This window comes from Bradyrhizobium sp. STM 3562, from assembly GCF_045571435.1.
Lineage (GTDB): Bacteria > Pseudomonadota > Alphaproteobacteria > Rhizobiales > Xanthobacteraceae > Bradyrhizobium.
This window is the reverse complement of sequence record NZ_CP120694.1, coordinates 249,062-270,623: the sequence shown is the minus strand read 5'-3', so window position 1 is coordinate 270,623 and position 21,562 is coordinate 249,062. Positions and strand designations below refer to the sequence as shown.

Here is a 21,562-nt window from a genome sequence, read left to right as displayed (position 1 = left end):
AACGAATTGGCAAGGACAACAGGCCGGGGCGGTCCAAAAGTTACCCGCCGAGGCGCGACCAAAACCCCCGCCAGCCGCCGGCCTGCGCCGGAGGCGCGCCGATTTGTTCCGAAAACTCGTCCGTTCGGGGCTCGTCCTCGACCCCGGGATCATCGGGCGGGCGGACAAGGGGAATCACCGGCGGTATCGCCGCGTTCGGCTGCTTGCCGAGATCGGCGCGGGAACGGAACAGGGGCGCTGCCGCGGCAGTGGCCGATTCGGGCTGCGGTGCCGGGGCCGGTTTGGGCGGATCGGCCGCCATCGGCGCGGTTTCGGCCGGCGTTTCATCGGTCTTCGAGGGCGACGGCCCGTTGGAGCCCGGCGGCGCATTGTCCTGGACCGTCTGGTGCTGGATCGGCTGGGCCGCAAGAGCCCCGTCCTGCACCGGCGTTCCGGGCGCTGGACCTGCGGGCGCGGCTACCGTTTCCCGCGGCGGCTCGGCAGCAGCTTGGGAGGTCGCGGGCTGCTCCCGCTGCGGCGATGGTGCCGCCAGCATCGCTTCCTCGAAGGGTGAGGATTCGATGGTATGGCCCTTGTCCGAGGGCAGGCTGGCGACGGGGGTCTGCCACTGGAACGCGTCGAGCCGCCCTGTCACCGGCGACACCGGCCGCCAGCGATCGCTGACATAGCCGTCCGCGGTCCAGGCCGGATCGTGCCGCGCGCGCACCGCGCGCAAGGTCCAGGCGCGCGCCTTGCCGCTGTCGCCATGCTCGGTGCGCTCGATCTCCGCCATCAGGAGCGCCACGCGCTGCGTCGGATCGGCCGTAAACGGCGCCAGCGCGGCGCGCGCTTTGGTAAATTCGGACGCGTCGATCGCCGCACGCGCGATCGCCAGCGCGCCCTCGACATGGCCTGGTGTCTTGGCGGCGAGCGTCTCGACCCGCACCAGCCGCTGCCGCGCCGAATCCCCCAGCCGCACATGCGCATAGGCGTCGGCGAGATCGGGATGCGGCTGCGCGAGCCAGGCCGTTTCCACCGTGCGCATCGCGCGCCGCACCTGGTGCGCCTCACTCTCGAATTTCGCGGCCAGCGCGGCGGCCGGCACCAGCGTCGGCGCCAGCTTCACCGCTTCCATCACGCTTTCGCGCGCACGATCGCGATCGGTGTTCTCGAGCTCCAGCGCGCGCGCCGTGAGCAGCACGCCGCGCTGGCGGCGATAGGTCGGCTTGTCGATCAGGCCGGAAGCCAGATTGTTGTCGAGGATTTTCAGCGCGCCGCTCCAGTCACCCCTCGCGCAGCGGAAGCCGAGCACGGCGTGCGAGGCCCACGTCGATGACGGCGCAAGCTTGAGCGCCTCCTCCGCGAGCATCACCGCCTGGTGCAGATCGTCGGCGCGCTGCGCCTCGATGAACAGGCCGCGCAAGCCAAGCAGCCGCGTATCCTCGCGCTCGGCCATGGCGCGGAAAGCAAGATTGGCGCCCTCACGATCGCCCTCGAGTTGCGCCGCTTGCGCGTGCAAGAGCAGCGCCAGCGGATCATTGCCGATCAGCCGGCGCGCCACGGCGGCATGGTTACGCGCCGCCGCCGCATCGCCATGGCCGATCGCGAGCAGGCCATGGGTGACGGCGTGCCGCCCGCGGGCATGGCGCCGCTCGCGGCGACGACGCCGGATCCGGCCCGGCGTCCGCCACACCCCGAGAAACACGCTCCAGGCAATCACCGCGGCAACGGCGACGATGCCGAGCAGAAGCGCAAACACCGGTAGCGTCGCCGTGATCTTATAAGTGCCCCAGGACAGCACGACCTCGCCGGCCTGGTCGGCGACCCAGGCCGCGCCGGCGGCAGCAAGCGCGATAGCGAGCAGAAACAGGACGATGCGGATCATGAAAACTCTATTGTCCCGATTTGGCGAGCGCCGCCATCGTCGAATCGGCGAATTGACGCGAGGCGGCAAGCGCGGCATCGCGCGCATCGACCTTGTCGAGCCAGGCTTGCGCGGGCGCGCGATCGGCCGGCGACAGCGTATTCAATTCCCGCCGCGCCTCGGCGAAGTCATTGCGCAATGCCGCCGCTGTCACACGCGCCACCACCGCACCGCGGTCGTTGCCGCTCGCATCGGTACGTTCGATCTTGACCAATTTGGCTGCGCCCGCCTGCAGCCGCTCGATGACGCCTGCGCCGGACGCGGCGGCCTCGTGCGAGGCCGGCTGCAGTTTTGGCACCAGCGCCAGCAGCTCGCGGCTCAGCATCGGCGGATTCGGCACGCCGGTGGCGGCAAAGGCCTGCAGCGGCTTGAGTTCATCCGGGTTCGGCGCCAGGGTTTTCGCGGTTGCCAGCGCGGATGAATAGGGATCGCCATGGCGGACCGTGACGTCGAGCAGCGATGCCGCCACGAGGCGGCGCAGCGGCAGATCGTCGGCGGCTTTGCTGTCGGCGATCTTGTCGTTTTGCTGCGCGATCGCGGCGCCCTCCGCGCGAAGCGCGCGCTCGAGCTCCGCGATGCGGTTGTTGAGGGGCGAGAGATCGACATTGCCGGCGGCATCGCGCGGCGCCGATTTCAAGTCATTGACGGCAGCGGCAAGCTTGTCCGATTGCGTGCGCAGATTGGCGAGATCGCCGCGCAAGGATGCAATCGACTTGTCAAGCGCGTCGGTGCGCGCGGCAAGCGCGGGATCGGTGCTTGGCTTGCCGGCCTTGGCCTCGAGACTTGCGAGGCGTGCCGAGAGCGCATCGACATCGGAGGCGCTGATTTGCGGCGGGGCCTGCACGGCCGGCCAGCCGAGCATCCAGCCGACCGCGATCACCAGCGCCGCGGCGACTGCGCCGGAGAACGGCGCGATCACCCAAGGTGAGATCGGACGCGCGTTCGACGTCGCCGAAGCGGCCGGCTCGCCCTGCTCCGGGGCGGAGGACTGTTCCGCCGCGGACTCGACCTTCGGCTCCTTGCCGCCTTCGGGGTCCGTCGAGGCCGTATCGGCTTCCGGATTGGGTGCCGTGGTGACTTCTGTGGCCTCGAGATCGATGGTTGGCGGAGCACGCCTTGCGCGGCCGGTGTCGGCCTGCGATGGAGCATCCTGTTGACTGTCATCGGCCATCGCTACGTTCCCGGATTTGATGAGCAGGTTTACCAGATTCGGCCCGCTCTTTACGCCAATCGGGAGCGCAAAGCACGGTCTAAGGCCTCGAACAAGGCATTTTCGTTCGGCGAAGCCGCCACCGATACCTGCCGGGCGCCGGCCTCGCGCAGCACGGTCGCAACATTGCCGGAAATGCAGCATTGTGGCACGGAAAGTGCCGAAATCTCGATCCCCTCGGTCCGCGCCGCCTCCAGAAAGGCGGCCGCGGTGCGCTGGGAATAATGCAGGACCGCCTGCACCGCATTGGCTGCGAAAGCTTCGCAGACCTCGTGCGGCAAGGTGGAGAGCGCGGCCATCCGGTAGGTCGTCCGCGTGACCACATCAAGGCCATGCTCGCGCAGCTCTCCCGCGAGATCGCGCGAAATGTCGACGCCGGCGAGGTAAAGCAGCCTGCTTTTTTCCTGCAGCTCCTTCGCCGGCCTGCTTTGAAGCAGGCGCTCGCGCAAAGCCGCCACATCGCCGGCGGCCGAGATCACCTTGGTAAAGCCCAGCTCGCGCGCAGTTGATCCGGTATGGTCGCCGACCGCAAACAGCGGCAGCTCGGTCAGGCGCGATTGCGCAAGCTGCGCCGCGATCGCGCGCAGCGCATTGGATGACGTGGCGATCACGGCATCGTAATGCACGCCCGGATCATCCACAAAGGCAACCGGCTCGAACCGCAGCATCGGCGCCAGCAGCACGTCAACGCCGCGCGCGCGCAACCGTGCCGCGCTCGCTTCGTTATCAGGACGCGGACGCGTGAGCAGAACGGCCATCCCTAAACCCTTGCCAGAATCGGCACCCTCGACCGTCATCCTGAGGCGCTCGCGCAAGCGAGCCTCGAAGGATGCACGCCCCGCTGCGGCCACCCGGGCCGTCGCCCTCCGAGACGGCCGCGGAGCGGCCTCCTCAGGGTGACGGTGACAGTTGGGAGCGCGCTTCACTCCAAACCGACCGCAAGTGGACGATTGCACCTTATGACCGGGGAATGCTACCCGATTGTTACGAAAACGCGAGCGCAGAGCATGATCCGAAAAAGCGGGTACCGGTTTTTCGGAAGTATCATGCTCAAATCGATCAGAGGTTCTTGGATTGAGTCACGACAAGCCGATGCTGGTCTTGGGGATCGAGACCACCTGTGACGAGACCGCCGCTGCTGTCATCGCGCGCCAGAGCGACGGCGGCGGCAGGATTCTGTCCAACATCGTGCGCTCGCAAATCGAGGAGCACGCGCGCTTCGGCGGCGTGGTGCCGGAGATTGCCGCCCGCGCCCATGTCGATCTGCTCGACGGCATCATCGCGCGCGCCATGCAGGAGGCGGGCACGCGCTTCGATCAATTGTCGGCAGTGGCCGCTGCCGCCGGTCCCGGCCTGATCGGCGGCGTCATCGTCGGCCTGACCACCGCCAAAGCGATCGCGATGGTGCATAACACCCCGCTGATCGCGGTGAACCATCTTGAAGCGCATGCGCTGACCCCGCGGCTTACCAGCGGCCTCGCCTTCCCTTACTGCCTGTTCCTCGCCTCCGGCGGCCATACGCAAATCGTCGCGGTGGTGGGCGTCGGCAACTATGTGCGGCTCGGCACCACGGTCGACGACGCCATTGGCGAGGCGTTCGACAAGGTCGCAAAGATGCTGGGCCTTCCCTATCCGGGCGGCCCCGAGGTCGAGCGCGCGGCGAAGAACGGCGATCCCGCACGCTTCGCTTTTCCAAGGCCGATGCTTGGCCGCGCTGACGCGAACTTCTCGCTCTCGGGCCTGAAGACCGCCGTGCGCAACGAGGCGAGCCGGCTTGTGGAGGTCACGCCGCAGGACATCAATGATCTCTGCGCGAGCTTTCAGGCGGCCGTGCTGGAATCGACCGCCGACCGCCTGAGCGTCGGCCTGAAATTGTTTCAGCAACGTTTCGGCGCGCCGCGCGCGCTGGTCGCGGCCGGCGGCGTTGCCGCCAACCAGGCGATCCGCGGCGGCTTGCAGGACGTGGCGGCAAAAGCCCAGACCACACTGATCATTCCGCCGCCCGCGCTGTGCACCGATAACGGCGCGATGATCGCCTGGGCTGGCGCCGAACGCCTCGCGCTCGGCCTCACCGATAGCATGGACGCCCCGCCCCGCGCCCGCTGGCTGCTGGACGCCAACGCCAAGGCGCCGGCGGGATATGCGAATACACGCGCGGGATTTTGAGATGAGACGATCGCGCCGCGCGCGTCACTTCACCTCGCCCCGCGCGCGGGGAGAGGTCGGATTGCATCGAAGATGCAATCCGGGTGAGGGGGACCATCCGCAAGTCCCTCAGCCAACGAATATGCAGAGACAGCCCCTCACCCCAACCCTCTCCCCGCAAGAGCGGGGAGAGGGAGCATAGGAGGCTCGCGCATGGCCTCGTTCACCTCCGTCGCAATCATCGGCGCCGGCGCATGGGGCACAGCGCTCGCCACTATCGCCGCGCGGGCGGGGCGCAACGTGACGCTCTACGCCCGCGACGCGGCACATGCCGCGGAGATCGCAGCCGCGCGCGAAAATCCGCGCCTGCCCGGCGCCTCGCTGCCGGCTGAGATCGCCGTCACCAACGATCTCGCCGCTACCACCCGCGCCGACATCATCCTGGTCGCGACGCCCGCGCAGCATCTGCGCAGCGCCGTGACCGAGCTGGCACCTCTTCTCCGCGCAACAACACCGGTGATCGCCTGCGCCAAGGGCATCGAGCACGGCACCCATCAATTCATGACCGAGGTGATCGCGGCCGTGGCGCCGCACGCGGTGCCCGCGATCCTCTCAGGCCCGAGTTTTGCCGATGATGTCGCGCGCGGTCTTCCGACCGCGGTGACATTGGCAGCGAAGGACGAAACACTCGCCCGTGCGCTGGTGCAGGCGCTGGGCTCGCCGACCTTCCGGCCCTATCACACCACCGACGTGCGTGGGGTCGAGATCGGCGGCGCCGCCAAGAACGTGCTGGCCATCGCCGCCGGCATCGTGGTCGGCCGGCAGCTTGGCGCATCCGCGCAAGCCGCGCTGACCACGCGCGGTTTTTCCGAGCTCGCCCGCTTGGGGCGCGCGCTCGGCGCGCGGCGCGAGACGCTGGTCGGCCTCTCCGGGCTAGGCGATCTGATCCTGACCTGCTCGAGCCCGCAGTCGCGCAACTTTGCCCGCGGCCTTGCGCTCGGCCGCGGCGAACAGCCGCCTGCCGGCAAGCTCGCCGAAGGCGAGTTCACCGCGCCGGTGCTGGTCGAGTTGGCGGCCTCGCAAAACATCGATATGCCGGTATCAAAGGCGGTGGCGGCGATCCTGAGCGGACAGATCACCATCGACGCCGCGATCGAGGGCCTGCTGACGCGCCCCTTCAAGGCGGAGGAATAATTGCACGCCGTCATGCCCGCGCTTGTCGCGGGCATCCACGTCTTGCTAATTGAATGCAAGAAAACGTGGATGGCCGGGACGATGCCCGGCCATGACGAACGGATGGTGTTTGCGATGAGCTACTGGCTGGTGAAATCCGAACCATCGACCTGGTCCTGGGACCAGCAGGTCGCCAAGGGCGCCAAAGGCGAAGCCTGGACGGGCGTGCGCAATTTCACCGCGCGGCAGAACCTTACGAACATGAAGAAGGGCGACAAAGCGTTCTTCTATCATTCCAACGAGGGCAAGGAGATCGTCGGCATCGCCGAGGTCATCAAGGAAGCCTATCCCGATCCCACCGACAAGACCGGCAAATTCGTCTGCGTCGATATCAAGGCCGAAAAGCCGTTGCCGAAACCGGTGAGCATCGGTGCGATCAAGGCGGAGAGGAAGCTCGCGGACATGGCGCTGGTGAAATATTCGCGGCTCTCGGTGCAACCGGTGACGGCGGACGAGTGGAAGCTGGTGTGCAAGATGGGCGGGCTGTAGCGGAAGCCGTTCGTTCGGCTTACCCGGGCGTGGCGAGAACTTGCGCGTCTCGTCATGGACTTGCAACCGTTGATCGCTATTGATGGATCGAGTAACGTCACCACTGGATCGGCGCAATTATAGCCCGTCAGTTTCGTGCCATAGACCATGCAATTCAAAGAGGATGGCTCCGAACATCCCGGTCTCTTCGAGAAGCGTGCGGGCCATTCCGGCACCAGGCCGCTGCCAATGCTCGCCGTCCTTACCGGAGCTGTCATATTGGGAGCCGCAGGCGGCTGGCTTATCAACGCAAGAGACGAGCCTAGCGTGCCTCGTGTTGCAACGGTTTCGCCGGAGGATGTTCCGCAAGCAATCGCGACCCTCAATCCGCAAGCGCAGCAGGTCGCAAAATCCGATTCCAGAGGATGCCGGCTTCCAATGGGCTTCATCACCGTCGCCACGCCCGGCAATCCGGCGGGCGGTACGGTGAGCTTCCGCACCAGCAAATATCAGTCGCCGCAGTTTCACGTCAGCGAGACGCCGGAACAGATTGCCATCCCAAACCCGCTGCCGGAAACCGGCGGTGTCGATTTGCTGTCGGCGGACGGCGAAGCAAAAGGTCTCCTGGTGTCGCTGTCGCCCACCGCAAGAATGGAACCGGTCAACGGGACGGCCACGGTCAAGGTGATTTGGCGACCGCGCCCATTATGCAAAGAGTGAGCACTTCGTGCAGACCTTTCTCACACCGCGTTTCATCCTGACGTTCATTTTCATCGGCGTCGCATCGGGCGTGATCAGCATGCTGCTGTTCAATCCGCAGCTCGGATTTGTGGGTTGGATCAGCAGTCTGTTCACAGCGATGACACCATTGAAATTTTTTGGCGCGGTCGCGACTTTGCTGACTGCGGCGGGCGTCAGCTACGTGGCGGCGCGCATTGGCGACGATCCTATCGGCGCAGGACTCGTGCCGGTCGGTAGCGGCTACACCTACGGGCGGCGGCTCTCGACCGATCCGGCGACCGGCACGACCAGGTTGGTATCGCGCACCGCGGATGATGCGCTGAACGACCTCGAAGCCATGATCGGGCTCAGCAATGTCAAAGCCGAGATCAACAAGCTGCTAGCGAGCCTGGAAGTGGAGCGCCGGCGACGCGAGCAGGGACTGCCTGTGTTCGCGACCAGCCGGCACATGGTCTTCACCGGCCCGCCGGGCGTCGGCAAAACGGTGGTGGCGCGCGCGATCGGCGACATCTATCGTTCGTTGGGCGTGCTGCGCAAAGGCCACCTGATCGAGGCCGACAGAAGCCAGCTCGTCGCCGGCTATGTCGGGCAGACCGCACTGAAGACGCTGGACGTCTGCCGCTCGGCGCTTGACGGCATATTGTTCATCGACGAAGCCTACAGCCTCGCTTCGTCCGATCGGCCCGGCGACTTCGGGCGCGAGGCGATCGAGACCATTCTCAAATATATGGAAGATCATCGCGACCGCCTGGTGGTGATCGTGGCGGGGTATCCGGTGGAGATGCATCGCTTCATCGCTAGCAATCCCGGCCTTGCCAGCCGGTTCACCAAGACCATCGACTTCCCTCCCTACCAGGCGTCAGAGCTCTGTGAAATCTTCCGCGCGATGGCGGCCGAGCAACAATATCTGTTGCCGCTTGGTTTCGAGGCCAAGCTGACGCCATGGATTGAAGCGCAGCGGAACGATCCGCAGTGGGGCAATGCCAGGTCGATGCGAACTGTGCTGGAAAAGGTGCGCGAGAACCACGCGCTGCGCACCTCGCAAGACCCGAATGCCAATGTCGCCGAAGTCGAGCTGGTGGATATAGAATCCGCCGTCCGGGACAGCTAGGTCATGCGCTCCTTGGCAAACATCGCCGCATTGCACGGCGCCTATTGGAGTTTCGACCGGTGGTACCGCATCGTATGGTACGTCTGGCCGGCTTCGCTGGCGCTTCTGATCTGCGGCTGGATCTTTGTCGAGAAGCCCACCACGGGACCGGCATCCGCGCCAGGCGGCTGGGCAAAGCCTGTTCCGACAACCACGCCATTGCCGGTGCGGCGGTCGCCGATCCTCGCCAATTGGCCGAAGGAGGTTCATGACGATGTGACCACCTGCTTCTCCAACGGCGCCGATCTCAATCCGTTGGTCGAAGCCTGCACACGCCTGATTGAGAGCGGGAAGGTCGCCAGCCCTCAGCTCTCCGCAGCCTACAATCAGCGTGGCTTCCTTCAGCGGCTGAAGCAGCCGGATCGCGCATTGCAGGATTTTGATGCGGCTTTGAAGATCCAGCCGAACTATGCCTTTGCTCTCGTCAACCGGGCCTTCATCTATATGATGCGGAGCCGGTTCGATTCGGCGATTGAAGACTTGAACCGGGCAATCGATCTATTGGCACCAGGGCTCGCCGCCCGCGCGCATTATCTGCGCGGGTTCAGCTATGCCAGGCTCAAGAACTACGACAAGGCGATTGCCGACCTTGACGAAGCCCAGCGGGTCGAACCGAACAATCCCGATCCCTACCTCGCGCGCGCCGACGTCGAGCAGCTCCAGCAGCACTATGACACAGCGCTGCGCGATTTTGATGAGTTCAGCAAACGCGCGCCGCGCGATCCGCGCGGCCTGATCGGACGTGCAGCGATCCTGGAGGCGACCGGCCGCCCGCAGGAGGCATTGGCCGCGCTCGACAGCGCGGTGAGCCTCGATCCCTCCAACACCCGCGCGCTCGCTGCCCGCGACCGCCTGCGCGCGCAACAGAGCGCGCAGGAGCGGCCCCAGTGAGCGGCCCGCGCCGCCATGCGCGATTTCTCGGCGGCATCAAGTCCGGCGGTTAACGGCTTTGCCCGCCACACATGCGGGCCGACCTGGCTCTAATCCTCAGGGACGGTGAAGACGGCACACGGAGCTGCGATGCCGCGCAGGCCATGCGTTCCCAGCGCAATCAGCGGCATTTCGGATTGTGCGGCGAGCGCGCCTGACACAAGGATCGTTTTCCGAAGCGGCCGGCACAAGCCTTCCAGGCGACTGACCAGATTGACCGCCGCCCCGATCGCCGTGAAGTCCAGCCGATCGGCCGCGCCGATATTGCCCCAAAAAATCTCGCCCACGTGCAAAGCGACGCCGAACGGCAGGGGCGCCAGTCCCTGCTTGTTCCGCTCCTTGTCGAGATGGGCCATGCCCGTTCGCGCCGCGGACGACGCGCGTAGCGCCGCATTGCAGGCAGCTCGCGGCGAGCCGCCGACGACAGGGAAGATTGCGAGCACGCCGTCGCCGATGAATTTCAGCACTTCGCCGCCGAACGCGTGAACCGCGCCGGCGATGCGATCGAACCAGGCGTTGAGCGCTGCGATCACCTCGGACGGGGGATGGCTCTCCGAGAGCGCGGTGAACCCGCGCAGGTCGGCAAACAGCAGTGCGGCCTGAATGGTCTCGCCGACGTCGCGCCGCAAAGGCGCAACCAGCACCCGCGCCGCACTGCGCCGACCGAGATAGGCGTCGAGGGCGGCCCTCAGCGTGTCGCGCGCTGCGAGAGCCGCAAGCGGCGCCGCGGCGAAACGGGCAGCCTGTCGCAGTTGGTCGGTCTCCACGGGCGTGAACGGGCGCGGACCGATCCAACCGAGCAAAGGTCCGTCCGATGGACCGATGCGATCCTCATGCACGCTGCCGGCCGCGAGGCTAGCGAGCCAATGCCGGCCGGCATCGTCGGATGGACCTGCGTGCAGCGCTGACAGTGGCCCTGCCGGCACGAAGCCGAACGCCTCGATAACCTCTCCATTCCCAGCGCGCCACAGCCAGGTGCGCCGCGCAATCAGCGGGTGCGGAACGGCCAGCGTCAGCGCGCCACCGGCGAGCGGCAGACCATCCCCGACCAGATGCGCGCCGAGTTCCGCGAGCAGCCGGTCGGCCCCCGGGACATCGCCGGCCGCATCGACAAGCCAGGACAGCGTCGACGACAGGTGCATGGCGCAATCATGCGGTTGATGCCCTATCCTTGTCACGCGCTATCCCTATATCAGGGCGTCCGCGCCGCTTCATCGCTACAGGAGATGCCGATGAACGAATCGTTTGTGATCCGACGCGAGGTCCAGATCGCCGCCCCGCCTGCCACAGTTTTCGCCTTCCTGACCGACCCGGAAAAAATCATGAGCTGGATGGGCGCGGAGGCAACGACCGAAGCTCATCCCGGCGGCCTCTATCTCGTAAAAGGCGTCGGCCAGCGCAACAATGCGCGCGGCGCGTTCCGCGAGGTCGTGCCGGTGCACCGCCTCGCCTATAGCTTCGGCTGGGAGGGCCGCGACGAGGTGCCGCCCGGGTCGAGCCTGATCGAGATCGATCTTGTCGACCGCGACGGCGGGACGCTGCTGCGCATGACCCATAGCGGTCTTCCAAACGAAGCCCAGTGCGCCGCCCACGCGAGAGGTTGGGCCCATTACCTCGGCCGGCTGTCAATTGCCGCCGCCGGCGGCGATCCCGGCATCGATCATGGCGCCGGGTCGGGGTGACCATTCGAGCTCTTCATCGGGGAAGCAGCGACGGCAGAGGAATGGAAGCTCGTCTGCAAGATGGGCGGCCTTGCGCGAAGGCTGCTCGACCTTGAACATGCACCGCAATGTCGGCGTCGGATGTTCGAAATCGGATCCGAAGTCTTAGCGGTCTTGCCGAACGCCGATCTCGCTACTGCGCCGCAGCTATCACCACCTGCGCCAGGAGCTGCTCGCGCCTGGTCTGGGAGCGGCAGCCTTTCATGGTCGCCGCGAAGCGCTCCAGAATGCCATCCTCGAAGGCGGTGACGATGGTGTCGTGCACGTAGCTCTTGCGGCAGATCGCCGGCGTGTTGGAGAGCTGGTCGGCGGCGGCGCGCACCGCTTCCAGCACCTGGCGCTTGCGGCCGCGGGCGCTCTTGGCCGGCGTGATCCGCGACAGCGATTCCAGCGCCACCGCGGAGGCCATCAGGGTGCGAAAATCCTTCAGCGTGATCGGGATGCCGGCGATGTCGCGCAGGAATGCGTTCACCTGGGTGGTGTTGACCGCGCGCACGATGCCGGAGCCGTCGCGATACTGGAACATGCGCCGGCCCGGCAGGCGGCGCAAAATGCCGATGGCACGCACGAGCTTTGCCGCATCGCATTCCTTGCGCACGGCCTTGCCGCCTTTGGCCTTGAAGGTCAAAACGACCGAATCCTCTTCCAGCGTCACATTGGACTTCAGAAGGGTGCTGGCGCCGCGGGTGCCGTTCAACCGCGCATAGGATTCGCTGCCCGGGCGGATGGCGGTGCGCGCGATCAGTTCGATGACGGCGGCGAGCGCGAACTCGCGGTTCGGCTCCTCGCCGCACAGGATCGCCGACACCTTGCGTCGGATCTTGGGCAGCGCGCCGACCAGCTTGGCCAGGCGGTGCGCCTTGCGCTGCTCGCGGACCTTTTCCCAATCGGCATGGTAGCGGTACTGCAATCGGCCTGCGGCATCGCGGCCCACGGCCTGCAGATGCGAATTAGGATCGGGCGAGTAGCGCACCTCGCGATAGGCCGGCGGCACCGCCATCGCATGCAGACGACGGATGGTGCGGGCATCGCGGATATGGGAGCCGTTGGCGCGCACGAACGAATAGCCCTTGCCGCGCTTGATGCGGCGGATGGTCAATTCGTTCTGGTCGCCGAGCTTCAAACCCAGTTCCTTGGCCAGAGCCTCGACCGAACTCGTGCCGTTGAGCTTTGGCGTCGCGGTGGCCGGCTTTGGCCATTGACCCAAGGCTTTGGCCAGTGCCACTTCAGGATCGGCGGAATCCGGCCGCGCCGCAGCGAAATTCTGCTGATCCATCATGGGTTTAGTTGCCTCGCTCCTGTTGATCCGCCAACGCCGGCTATTATGGGTTTGTTCCGGCAGGGCTGCTTCAAGCCCTGGAAGGGCCATTTAGGGGGTAGTTTTCCACAAGGCGAGTCCCAAACGCGAGAGCGACGGTTCTCAAATACCGGTCATGGGAGGTATTCGACCGCTAGCGTTCATGGCGGGCCAAACCAAATCTGCGCAATTGCGCGAAATCGAACCCGCGCCATGTGCAGGCGCGAAGCGGCTTTGATCTCTCGCATGGTTAAAGACTCGCCGAAGGTCTTAGCTGTCACGCTTGTCGGCGCAGGTGAGCCCGACGATAATCACTGTTAACAACGAAGGACGGCTGTCAGTGCGAAGGCGTTCACTGGCCGTATCCGTGGAGGGTGTGAAATGTCCGAAAAGATTTACGACGTACCGGCCGAGTGGGCGAAGCGCGCCTGGATCGACGAGGCCAAATACAAGGAAATGTACGCCCGCTCGATCTCCGATCCGAACGCCTTCTGGGCCGAGCAAGCCAAGCGCCTCGATTGGATGAAGACCCCCACCAGAATCGAGAACTGGTCATTCGCACCGGGGAACATTTCCATCAAATGGTTCGAGGACGGCGTCCTCAACGCCGCCTATAACTGCATCGACCGCCACCTGCACACCCGCGGCGACCAGACCGCGATCATCTGGGAGGGCGACAACCCCTCGGAGTCGCGGCACATCACCTACAAGGAACTGCATGACGAGGTCTGCAAGATGGCCAACATCTTGCGCACCCGCAACGTCAAGAAGGGCGACCGCGTCACCATCTATTTGCCGATGATTCCGGAGGCGGCTTACGCCATGCTGGCTTGCGCGCGGATCGGCGCCATCCATTCCGTGGTGTTTGCGGGCTTCTCGCCCGACAGCCTCGCCCAGCGCGTCAACGACGCCCAATCCAAGGTGATCATCACGGCCGATGAGGGCCTGCGCGGCGGCAAGAAGGTGCCGCTGAAGGCCAATGTCGATGCCGCGCTCGCCAAGACCGAGGGCGTCGACTGGGTCATCGTGGTCAAGCGCACCGGCGCCAAGGTCGACATGAAGCTCTCGCGCGACCTCTGGTACCACGAGGCGGCCGCAGTCGTGACCACCGAATGTCCCTGCGAGCACATGCACGCGGAAGATCCGCTCTTCATTCTGTACACGTCCGGCTCGACCGGCCAGCCCAAGGGCGTGCTGCACACCACCGGCGGCTATCTCGTGTTCACCGCGATGACGCATCAATACGTCTTCGATTATCACGCCGGCGACGTCTATTGGTGCACCGCCGACGTCGGCTGGGTCACCGGCCACAGCTACATCCTCTACGGGCCGCTCGCCAATGGCGCGACCACGCTGATGTTCGAAGGCGTGCCGAACTACCCGGATAATTCGCGGTTCTGGAATGTCATCGACAAGCACAAGGTGAACACGTTCTACACCGCGCCGACCGCGATCCGCGCCTTGATGCAGGCGGGCGACGAGCCGGTGAAGAAGACCTCGCGAGCCTCGTTGCGCCTGCTCGGGTCCGTCGGCGAGCCGATCAATCCGGAGGCGTGGGAATGGTATCACCGGGTCGTCGGCGAGGGCCGCTGCCCGATCGTCGACACCTGGTGGCAGACCGAGACCGGCGGCATTTTGATCACGCCGCTGCCGGGCGCCACCAAGCTGAAGCCGGGCTCGGCAACACACCCGTTCTTCGGCGTGGCGCCGGAAATCGTCGATGCCGATGGCAACGTGCTGCAGGGCGAGGCGACCGGCAATCTCTGTATCACCCGCTCCTGGCCGGGACAGATGCGCACGGTCTATGGCGATCACGCCCGCTTCGAGCAGACCTATTTCTCGACCTACAAGGGCAAATATTTCACCGGCGACGGCTGCCGGCGCGATGCCGACGGCTACTACTGGATCACGGGCCGCGTCGACGACGTCATCAACGTCTCCGGCCACCGCATGGGCACCGCGGAAGTCGAAAGCGCGCTGGTGGCGCATGCCAAGGTCTCGGAGGCCGCCGTGGTCGGCTATCCTCATGACATCAAGGGCCAGGGCATCTACGCCTATGTGACCCTGATGGCGGGGACCGAGCCGAGCGAGGAATTGCGCAAGGAATTGGTCAACTGGGTGCGCAGGGAGATCGGCCCCATTGCATCTCCTGACCAGATCCAGTTCGCACCGGGCCTGCCGAAGACGCGCTCGGGCAAGATCATGCGCCGAATCCTGCGCAAGATCGCCGAGGACGATCCGTCGAGTCTGGGCGATACCTCGACGCTGGCCGATCCGGCCGTGGTGGACGATCTCGTCAAGAACCGGCAGAACCGGAAGGCGACCGCCTGATGCCACTTGCTGTCATTCCGGGGCGCTCGCGCGCGCGAGCGAACCCGGAATGACGAGATTAATTGGCGGGCAGCGGCACACGGGCGCCGCCTACGCGATTGTCAGAGATTGTGACGCTTCTGCCGCGCTTTCCAGGCGGATGTTGTTTCCAAATCATTTACTTTGTTCCCAACATTTTCTTTCCTCCCTCCGCCGAACGCGATCGACGCCCCCGCGTGGCAACCGTCTGGTTAACGCGCGCGGTTAAAGTACCGGTCACCGGGCAGGTTGCGGCGTTCGCGTGCGTCCGACGCCGCCGCTTGTGGCGAGCGATGCAAGAGCGGAGAGGGTTGATGTCGACGAGGATTGCGGTGGCGTTGGCCGCCACCATCGGGGCGGGACTGCTGATGACATCGACGGCGCAGGCGCGGCCGGAGATCATCGGCATTCACAACGAATATTCGCCGGGAACGATCGTGATCCGCACCGGCGAGCGGCACCTTTATCTCATTCTCGATGCCGACCACGCCATGCGTTACCCCGTCGGCGTCGGCAAGGCCGGCAAGCAGTGGGCGGGCAGCACGGAGATCGACGGCAAATACCGCTACCCGGCCTGGTCGCCGCCCGCGGAGGTCAAGCACGACAAGCCCAACATTCCCGACGTGATCCCGGGCGGCTCGCCGCGCAATCCGATGGGCGTTGCGGCGATGACGCTCGCCGGCGGCGAGTATGCCATTCACGGCACCAATGTGCCGGGCTCGGTCGGCCGATTCGTGTCCTATGGATGCATTCGCATGCTCAACGCGGACATCACCGACCTCTACAGCCGCGTCTCCGTCGGTACTCGAGTGGTGGTGACCCACTGAAGGGTTCAGCGTCTCAGAAATCCGAGGCGATGCCCTTTTTCTCCCAATCGCCGTAGCGCGTCGGTTCCGGCCCCTTCGGGCCCTGAAATTCCTCCGGGAGAGCCTTGGCGTTCGCCGCGGCCGCGCGGCGGCGCGCCTCGGCTTCCGCGAGCGCGCGTTGGGCGGCCGGCGGAAGCGGCTTGCGTTCGGCGGCCGCAACCAGCGGCTTGGATGGCACATCATTACTCATAGGCTTGCTCCTGACAGGCGCGCCTCCGTTTCCAAAACATCGTAGGTGCCTTGCGAAAAAGCCAGAGACCGATTCTTACAAATGGCATATTCCGATGCCAGACCTCTTGCTTGTTCAATGGCATGCCCCGACCTTTTGCGGAACTGCCCTTCTTTCTCCAAGTCACGTTCCAGCATGCCTCCCCAACGATTTGCGCCCCCCACCGAAGTGCCCGGCCTCGCGGCGCGACGGATCGCGGCGGACATTCTGGATGGCGTGCTGCACAAGCATCGCACGCTGGATGACCAGGTCGACGGCGCCGGCGCCCATCCCGGCCTGAAGACACTGCCCGACCGCGACCGCGCCCTGATGCGGCGCCTGGTGGCCACCATCCTGCGGCGGCTCGGCACGCTGACCCATGTGCTGTCGCGGCTGCTCGATCGCGGCATGCCGAACGATGCGCCACGCGCCCGGAGCGCGCTGATGATCGGCGCTGCGCAGATCCTCTGGATGGACGTCCCCGACCATGCCGCTGTCGATCTCTCGGTGCGGCTGGTGCAATCGGACCGGCGCGCTGCGAAATATGCCGGGCTGGTCAACGCCGTGCTGCGCCGCTGCGCGCGCGAGGGCGAAGCGCTGATCGCGGAAGTCGCGACCCAGATGCTCGACCTGCCGCCCTGGCTCGCCAAGCGTTGGATCGCCCATTATGGCGAAGCGACCGCCCGCGAGATGGCCGCCGCGCTCGGCCATGACCCCTCGCTCGACCTGACCGTCAAGACCGATGCCGCCCAATGGGCGAGCCGGCTGCATGGCGAGTTACTGCCGACAGGCTCCGTGCGCACGCTGTTGCAAGGCTCGGTGACGATGCTGCCGGGATTTGCCGAGGGACAATGGTGGGTGCAGGACGCCGCCGCCGCTTTGCCAGCACGGCTGTTCGGCGACATCGCCGGCAAGACCATTCTCGATCTCTGTGCCGCGCCGGGCGGCAAGACCGCGCAGCTCGCACAAGCCGGCGCCAATGTCGTTGCGATCGACCGCTCGCCGGCGCGGATGGCGCGCCTGCGCGACAATCTTGCCCGGCTGTCGCTGCGGACTGAGACCGTGGTCGCCGACGCCTGCGAGTGGCAAGGCGGAGACCACGGCTTGTTCGACGGCGTTTTGCTGGATGCGCCCTGCACCGCGACGGGAACGATTCGCCGCCACCCTGATGTCGCGTGGCTGCGCCAGGAAAGCGACATCGCGCAGCTCGTCCCGCTGCAAAGGCGGCTGCTGGACAAGGGCGTGAGCCTCCTCAAGCCGGGCGGAATGCTGGTCTATTGCACCTGCTCCCTCGAGCCGGAAGAGGGCGAGGCTGCGATCGCCGCCTTGCTCGAGGCCGATTCCATGCTGCGCCGGGTGCCGATCGAGGCGCGCGAGATCGGCGGCCTTGCGGAGCTCGTCAATGGCGACGGCGACTTGCGCACCTTGCCCAGCCATTTGCCGCATCAAGATCCGCGCTTTGCCGGACTTGACGGATTCTACGCCGCGCGCTTGGTGCGCTGACGTCTGGCCGCAACACGTGGATGTTAGCGCCAGTCCGCGGGTTTAGGACTGATTTTGCACCGGAATTTGGCTTCCGCGCCCTGATTCTCCTGCGTTCAAGAGGATGGTAAAGCTGCGTTTCCGGACTAAAAGGATTCGCCAGAAATACTTGCTTCTCCCAATTCAAGGCTAGGCGTGTCGGTCGCTCAACGCAGACGCATTTCGACCCTGATCATGGGCCGTTTCGCGCGGAACCTGATGGCGCGCGCCAGCGGCGGATCGGCCGCCGTGTCGCGGCTGTGGCCGACCCGCGCCGACCGCCTGATCATCGCGCCGCACGACCTGCGCACGGCCGACGCCACTCGCGCCGCCGAAATCTATGCCGGCCGGTTTGTGTTCGCCGGCAAAATCGTGACCTGCCACGGCCGTTCCATCTTCGATCTCGAGCCGCCGTCGGAAGATTGGGAAGTGTCGCTGCTTGGGTTCGGCTGGCTGCGTCACTTGCGCGCCGCCGATACGGCACTGACCCGCGCCAACGCCCGGGCGCTGATCGACGACTGGATATCCAACGCGGCGCAGAAGCGCCCGATCGCCCGCCGCGCCGACGTGCTGGCGCGCCGCGTGATTTCGCTGCTGTCCCAGGCCCCGCTGGTGCTCAGCGACACTGACGGCAAGTTTTACCGGCGCTATCTGCGCGGGCTGACGCGCGAAATCCGCCAGTTGCGCTACGCGATGATCGACATGTCCGACGGCGTGCCGCGGCTGCAGGTCGTGATCGCGTTGTGCTATGCCTCGCTGTGCCTCGCCAACCAGGCGAAACACATCCGCAGCGCGAGCAAAAAACTCTCGGACGAACTGCATCGCCAGATCCTGCCCGACGGCGGGCATATCTCGCGTAACCCCGGCGCGCTGATCGAGCTTCTGATCGATCTGTTGCCGCTGCGGCAGACCTTCGCCGCGCGCAACATCGCGCCCCCGCCCGCGCTTTTGAACGCCATCGACCGCATGATGCCGATGCTGCGCTTCTTCCGCCATGGCGACGGCTCGATCGCGCTGTTCAACGGCATGAGCGGCACGCCGTCCGATCTGCTCGCCACGCTGCTCGCCTATGACGACACCCATGGCACGCCGATGGCGAGCATGCCGCATACCGGTTTTCAACGCCTGGACGCAGGCACCACGACCGTCATCATGGATACCGGTGCGCCACCGCCTGCAAGCGTCAGCCACGAGGCTCATGCGGGCTGCCTCTCCTTCGAACTGTCGTCAGGCCAAAGCAGGATCGTCGCCAATTGCGGCATGCCCTCGACGGGACGTGACAATTGGCGGGCATTTGCGCGCAGCACGGCGGCGCATTCGACGCTCACCTATCACGACACATCCTCCTGCCAGTTCGTCGAGCTGTCGGCGATGAAGCGGTTCCTGCAGGGCGCACCTGTTGTCAGCGGCCCGACCCATGTCGAGGCTTATCGGGAGGAGGTCGCCAATGGCGCGCTGCTGACCACCTCCCATGACGGCTACGTCCCGCGCTTCGGCGTCGTGCACCGCCGCGTGCTCCTGCTCTCGCATGACGGCTCCCGGGTCGACGGCGAGGATACGGTGGGGCCGGCATCCGGCGCGCGCATCAAGGGCCACGATACCGACTATGCCTTGCGCTTCCACCTGCATCCTTCCGTGAAGGCGAGCCGGCTGTCGGACGGGCGCGGGGTCATGCTGGTGCTGCCGAACCGCGACGTCTGGACCTTCGAGGCGTTGGACGACAAGGTCGAACTGGAAGACAGCGTGTTCCTTGCCGGCAATGACGGCCCCCGCCGCACCGCCCAGATCGTGATCCGGCAGGATTCACGGCATGCCGGCTCGATCCGCTGGAGCTTTGTGCGTTCGACCGCCTCGGCCACCACGACCAACGCCCGCCGCAATGCGCGGCGCGAACCGGAATTGCCGCTGTAGAGCCGCGCCGGGAACCGCGTCCCACATATCCGGGCCGGGATGGTCAGGACGAACGCCCGCAGCGGAGCTTGCCACTTCGGCGCAAGAGGCAGGATCGGCGGCATCTAGCCGTTGTGAACGGCGCCGGAAGCTGCTAACCAGCCCGCGCTCGCGCGACTGGCGATTTTGGATGGAGCACCATCGGGAAGCGCGAGACTCTCTGCCGCGCGCCTGGGCATAAGCACTCCCTGAACAGAGGATCTTGCTCATGACCAATCAGACTCGCCGCGTCGCCCGCGCTTTATTGTCCGTTTCCGACAAAGCCGGATTGATCGAATTTGCCCGCAGCCTTGCGGCCCGCGGCGTCGAACTCGTCTCGACCGGCGGTACCGCCAAGGCGCTCGCCGCGGCCGGGCTGAAGGTGAAGGACGTCGCCGATCTCACCGGCTTTCCGGAGATGATGGACGGGCGGGTGAAGACGTTGCATCCGAAGGTCCATGGCGGCCTGCTGGCGATCCGCGACAACGCCGAGCACGCGCAGGCCATGAAGACGCACGGCATTGCGCCGATCGATCTCTTGGTCGTCAATCTCTATCCGTTCGAAGCCACGGTCGAGAAGGGCGCCGACTTCGGCGATTGCATCGAGAATATCGATATCGGCGGGCCCGCGATGATCCGCGCCGCGGCCAAGAACCACGAGCATGTCGCCGTGGTCGTCGAGGGGCAGGACTATCAGTCGGTGCTCGACGAGCTCGCGGCCAATGATGGCGCGACCACGCTGGCGCTGCGCCGGCGTCTCGCCGCCAAGGCCTACGCGCGCACGGCCGCGTACGATGCGGCGATCTCCAACTGGTTCGCGAACGAATTGAAGATCGAAGCTCCCGATTATCGCGCGCTTGGCGGACGCCTGATCCAGCCGCTGCGCTATGGCGAAAATCCGCACCAGACCGCGGCCTTCTATGCGCTCGCCGAAAAGCGGGCAGGCATTGCCACCGCGCGGCAGCTCCAGGGCAAGGAATTGTCGTATAACAACATCAACGACACGGACGCGGCCTATGAATGCGTCGCCGAGTTCGACCCCAAGCGCACCGCGGCCTGCGTGATCGTCAAGCACGCCAACCCCTGCGGCGTCGCCGAAGGCCCGGATCTGGTGACGGCCTATCGCAAGGCGCTGGCCTGCGATTCGACCTCGGCCTATGGCGGCATCATTGCGCTCAACCGCACGCTGGACGCGGAAACCGCGCGCGCGGCGATCGGCATCTTCACGGAGGTCATCATCGCGCCGGCTGCAACGGACGAAGCCATCGCGATCATCGCCGGCCGGAAGAATCTGCGGCTGTTGCTGGCGGGCGGACTGCCTGATCCGCGCGCGCCGGGTCTTACCGCCAAGACCGTCGCCGGCGGACTGCTAGTGCAGGGCCGCGATCATGCAGTCGTGGACGATATGCCGCTGAAGACGGTGACCAAGCGCGCGCCGACGGAAGCCGAACTGCGCGATCTGAAATTCGCGTTTCGCGTCACCAAGCATGTGAAATCCAACACCATCGTCTACGCCAAGGACCTTGCGACCGTCGGCATCGGCGCGGGGCAGATGAGCCGGGTGGATTCTGCGCGCATCGCGGCACGCAAGGCGCAGGACGCGGCGAAGGAGTTGAAGCTCGCCGAGCCCCTGACCAAGGGTTCAGTGGTCGCCTCCGACGCATTCTTCCCCTTCGCCGACGGCATGCTGGCCTGCATCGAGGCCGGCGCGACGGCCGTGATCCAGCCGGGCGGCTCGATCCGCGACGAGGAGGTGATCAAGGCCGCCGACGATCACGGCATCGCCATGGTGTTCACCGGGGTCAGGCATTTCCGGCATTAGCTCCATTGTCGTCCCGGCCAAGCGCAGCGCGAGCCGGGACGACGAAGAACCCCCAAAAGCGCGATGGGA

At 65.8% G+C, this 21,562-nt stretch carries 18 protein-coding genes and 1 riboswitch; of the genes, 12 read left to right on the top strand and 6 right to left on the bottom strand.

Annotated elements, in window-relative coordinates; all coding sequences use genetic code 11:
* Nucleotides 1-40: 40 nt before the first annotated feature.
* The 3 genes from P6U23_RS01260 to P6U23_RS01250 are packed head-to-tail and all read right to left on the bottom strand — an operon-like array spanning nt 41 to nt 3,871.
* The gene (locus tag P6U23_RS01260) at nt 41-1,864 is read right to left on the bottom strand and encodes a heme biosynthesis HemY N-terminal domain-containing protein (RefSeq protein WP_407177823.1); all 1,824 of its coding nucleotides are present in this window, start codon (nt 1,862-1,864) and stop codon (nt 41-43) included.
* A 7-nt stretch (nt 1,865-1,871) separates the two neighbouring features.
* Nucleotides 1,872-3,074 (bottom strand): COG4223 family protein, encoded by a 1,203-nt coding sequence (locus tag P6U23_RS01255; RefSeq protein WP_407177822.1) that lies wholly within the window; start codon nt 3,072-3,074, stop codon nt 1,872-1,874.
* Between the two features lie 50 nt (nt 3,075-3,124).
* Complete coding sequence (locus P6U23_RS01250; RefSeq protein WP_407177821.1) at nt 3,125-3,871, bottom strand: uroporphyrinogen-III synthase; 747 nt, start codon at nt 3,869-3,871, stop codon at nt 3,125-3,127.
* Between the two features lie 334 nt (nt 3,872-4,205).
* Here P6U23_RS01250 and tsaD point away from each other — a divergent pair, with 334 nt between their 5' ends.
* From tsaD to P6U23_RS01220, 6 genes are all read left to right on the top strand, one after another.
* Complete coding sequence (tsaD, locus tag P6U23_RS01245; protein ID WP_407181744.1) at nt 4,206-5,279, top strand: tRNA (adenosine(37)-N6)-threonylcarbamoyltransferase complex transferase subunit TsaD; 1,074 nt, start codon at nt 4,206-4,208, stop codon at nt 5,277-5,279.
* 192 nt (nt 5,280-5,471) lie between these two features.
* The gene (locus P6U23_RS01240; RefSeq protein WP_407177820.1) at nt 5,472-6,452 is read left to right on the top strand and encodes an NAD(P)H-dependent glycerol-3-phosphate dehydrogenase; all 981 of its coding nucleotides are present in this window, start codon (nt 5,472-5,474) and stop codon (nt 6,450-6,452) included.
* A gap of 114 nt (nt 6,453-6,566) precedes the next feature.
* A complete protein-coding gene (locus P6U23_RS01235) occupies nt 6,567-6,980 on the top strand; it encodes an EVE domain-containing protein (protein ID WP_407181743.1) in 414 nt (137 codons plus the stop codon).
* 417 nt (nt 6,981-7,397) lie between these two features.
* Nucleotides 7,398-7,679: a hypothetical protein gene (locus P6U23_RS01230; RefSeq protein WP_407177819.1), complete on the top strand. Its 282-nt coding sequence runs from the start codon at nt 7,398-7,400 to the stop codon at nt 7,677-7,679.
* Nucleotides 7,680-7,686: 7 nt separating this feature from the next.
* Nucleotides 7,687-8,811 carry an AAA family ATPase gene (locus P6U23_RS01225; RefSeq protein ID WP_407177818.1) on the top strand — a complete coding sequence of 375 codons (1,125 nt, stop codon included), beginning with the start codon at nt 7,687-7,689 and terminating at the stop codon, nt 8,809-8,811.
* A gap of 3 nt (nt 8,812-8,814) precedes the next feature.
* Nucleotides 8,815-9,741, top strand: coding sequence for a tetratricopeptide repeat protein (locus P6U23_RS01220; RefSeq protein WP_407177817.1), 927 nt, complete (start codon nt 8,815-8,817; stop codon nt 9,739-9,741).
* An 89-nt stretch (nt 9,742-9,830) separates the two neighbouring features.
* On the opposite strand, the gene P6U23_RS01215 is transcribed toward P6U23_RS01220, so the two are convergent.
* Nucleotides 9,831-10,922 (bottom strand): adenylate/guanylate cyclase domain-containing protein, encoded by a 1,092-nt coding sequence (locus P6U23_RS01215; RefSeq protein ID WP_407177816.1) that lies wholly within the window; start codon nt 10,920-10,922, stop codon nt 9,831-9,833.
* Nucleotides 10,923-11,012: 90 nt separating this feature from the next.
* On the opposite strand from P6U23_RS01215, the gene P6U23_RS01210 reads away from it, so the two are divergent.
* Nucleotides 11,013-11,462 carry an SRPBCC domain-containing protein gene (locus tag P6U23_RS01210; protein ID WP_407177815.1) on the top strand — a complete coding sequence of 150 codons (450 nt, stop codon included), beginning with the start codon at nt 11,013-11,015 and terminating at the stop codon, nt 11,460-11,462.
* Between the two features lie 172 nt (nt 11,463-11,634).
* Here P6U23_RS01210 and P6U23_RS01205 read toward each other — a convergent pair whose 3' ends face one another.
* Nucleotides 11,635-12,780, bottom strand: a complete 1,146-nt coding sequence (locus P6U23_RS01205) for a DNA topoisomerase IB (protein WP_407177814.1) — start codon at nt 12,778-12,780, stop codon at nt 11,635-11,637.
* A 399-nt stretch (nt 12,781-13,179) separates the two neighbouring features.
* Here P6U23_RS01205 and acs point away from each other — a divergent pair, with 399 nt between their 5' ends.
* Nucleotides 13,180-15,129 carry an acetate--CoA ligase gene (acs, locus tag P6U23_RS01200; protein ID WP_407177813.1) on the top strand — a complete coding sequence of 650 codons (1,950 nt, stop codon included), beginning with the start codon at nt 13,180-13,182 and terminating at the stop codon, nt 15,127-15,129.
* A gap of 332 nt (nt 15,130-15,461) precedes the next feature.
* Nucleotides 15,462-15,974, top strand: a complete 513-nt coding sequence (locus P6U23_RS01195; RefSeq protein ID WP_407177812.1) for a L,D-transpeptidase — start codon at nt 15,462-15,464, stop codon at nt 15,972-15,974.
* 13 nt (nt 15,975-15,987) lie between these two features.
* On the opposite strand, the gene P6U23_RS01190 is transcribed toward P6U23_RS01195, so the two are convergent.
* Nucleotides 15,988-16,203 carry a DUF1674 domain-containing protein gene (locus P6U23_RS01190; RefSeq protein ID WP_407177811.1) on the bottom strand — a complete coding sequence of 72 codons (216 nt, stop codon included), beginning with the start codon at nt 16,201-16,203 and terminating at the stop codon, nt 15,988-15,990.
* A gap of 174 nt (nt 16,204-16,377) precedes the next feature.
* On the opposite strand from P6U23_RS01190, the gene P6U23_RS01185 reads away from it, so the two are divergent.
* The 3 genes from P6U23_RS01185 (at nt 16,378) to purH (ending at nt 21,493) form a co-directional block, all read left to right on the top strand.
* Nucleotides 16,378-17,724 (top strand): RsmB/NOP family class I SAM-dependent RNA methyltransferase, encoded by a 1,347-nt coding sequence (locus P6U23_RS01185; RefSeq protein WP_407177810.1) that lies wholly within the window; start codon nt 16,378-16,380, stop codon nt 17,722-17,724.
* Nucleotides 17,725-17,937: 213 nt separating this feature from the next.
* Nucleotides 17,938-19,653 carry a heparinase II/III family protein gene (locus P6U23_RS01180; RefSeq protein ID WP_407181742.1) on the top strand — a complete coding sequence of 572 codons (1,716 nt, stop codon included), beginning with the start codon at nt 17,938-17,940 and terminating at the stop codon, nt 19,651-19,653.
* Between the two features lie 142 nt (nt 19,654-19,795).
* Nucleotides 19,796-19,876: riboswitch (ZMP/ZTP riboswitch) on the top strand.
* A gap of 24 nt (nt 19,877-19,900) precedes the next feature.
* Nucleotides 19,901-21,493: a bifunctional phosphoribosylaminoimidazolecarboxamide formyltransferase/IMP cyclohydrolase gene (purH, locus tag P6U23_RS01175; RefSeq protein ID WP_407177809.1), complete on the top strand. Its 1,593-nt coding sequence runs from the start codon at nt 19,901-19,903 to the stop codon at nt 21,491-21,493.
* The last annotated feature ends 69 nt before the right edge of the window (nt 21,494-21,562 follow it).

Bases quoted from the DNA above. Each gene is read 5' to 3' on its own strand.
- P6U23_RS01260 (WP_407177823.1), bottom strand. From the start codon at position 1,864: ATGATCCGCATCGTCCTGTTTCTGCTCGCTATCGCGCTTGCTGCCGCC.
- P6U23_RS01255 (WP_407177822.1), bottom strand. From the start codon at position 3,074: ATGGCCGATGACAGTCAACAGGATGCTCCATCGCAGGCCGACACCGGC.
- P6U23_RS01250 (WP_407177821.1), bottom strand. From the start codon at position 3,871: ATGGCCGTTCTGCTCACGCGTCCGCGTCCTGATAACGAAGCGAGCGCG.
- tsaD (WP_407181744.1), top strand. From the start codon at position 4,206: ATGCTGGTCTTGGGGATCGAGACCACCTGTGACGAGACCGCCGCTGCT.
- P6U23_RS01240 (WP_407177820.1), top strand. From the start codon at position 5,472: ATGGCCTCGTTCACCTCCGTCGCAATCATCGGCGCCGGCGCATGGGGC.
- P6U23_RS01235 (WP_407181743.1), top strand. From the start codon at position 6,567: ATGAGCTACTGGCTGGTGAAATCCGAACCATCGACCTGGTCCTGGGAC.
- P6U23_RS01230 (WP_407177819.1), top strand. From the start codon at position 7,398: ATGGGCTTCATCACCGTCGCCACGCCCGGCAATCCGGCGGGCGGTACG.
- P6U23_RS01220 (WP_407177817.1), top strand. From the start codon at position 8,815: ATGCGCTCCTTGGCAAACATCGCCGCATTGCACGGCGCCTATTGGAGT.
- P6U23_RS01215 (WP_407177816.1), bottom strand. From the start codon at position 10,922: ATGCACCTGTCGTCGACGCTGTCCTGGCTTGTCGATGCGGCCGGCGAT.
- P6U23_RS01210 (WP_407177815.1), top strand. From the start codon at position 11,013: ATGAACGAATCGTTTGTGATCCGACGCGAGGTCCAGATCGCCGCCCCG.
- P6U23_RS01205 (WP_407177814.1), bottom strand. From the start codon at position 12,780: ATGATGGATCAGCAGAATTTCGCTGCGGCGCGGCCGGATTCCGCCGAT.
- acs (WP_407177813.1), top strand. From the start codon at position 13,180: ATGTCCGAAAAGATTTACGACGTACCGGCCGAGTGGGCGAAGCGCGCC.
- P6U23_RS01195 (WP_407177812.1), top strand. From the start codon at position 15,462: ATGTCGACGAGGATTGCGGTGGCGTTGGCCGCCACCATCGGGGCGGGA.
- P6U23_RS01190 (WP_407177811.1), bottom strand. From the start codon at position 16,203: ATGAGTAATGATGTGCCATCCAAGCCGCTGGTTGCGGCCGCCGAACGC.
- P6U23_RS01185 (WP_407177810.1), top strand. From the start codon at position 16,378: ATGCCTCCCCAACGATTTGCGCCCCCCACCGAAGTGCCCGGCCTCGCG.
- P6U23_RS01180 (WP_407181742.1), top strand. From the start codon at position 17,938: ATGGGCCGTTTCGCGCGGAACCTGATGGCGCGCGCCAGCGGCGGATCG.
- purH (WP_407177809.1), top strand. From the start codon at position 19,901: ATGACCAATCAGACTCGCCGCGTCGCCCGCGCTTTATTGTCCGTTTCC.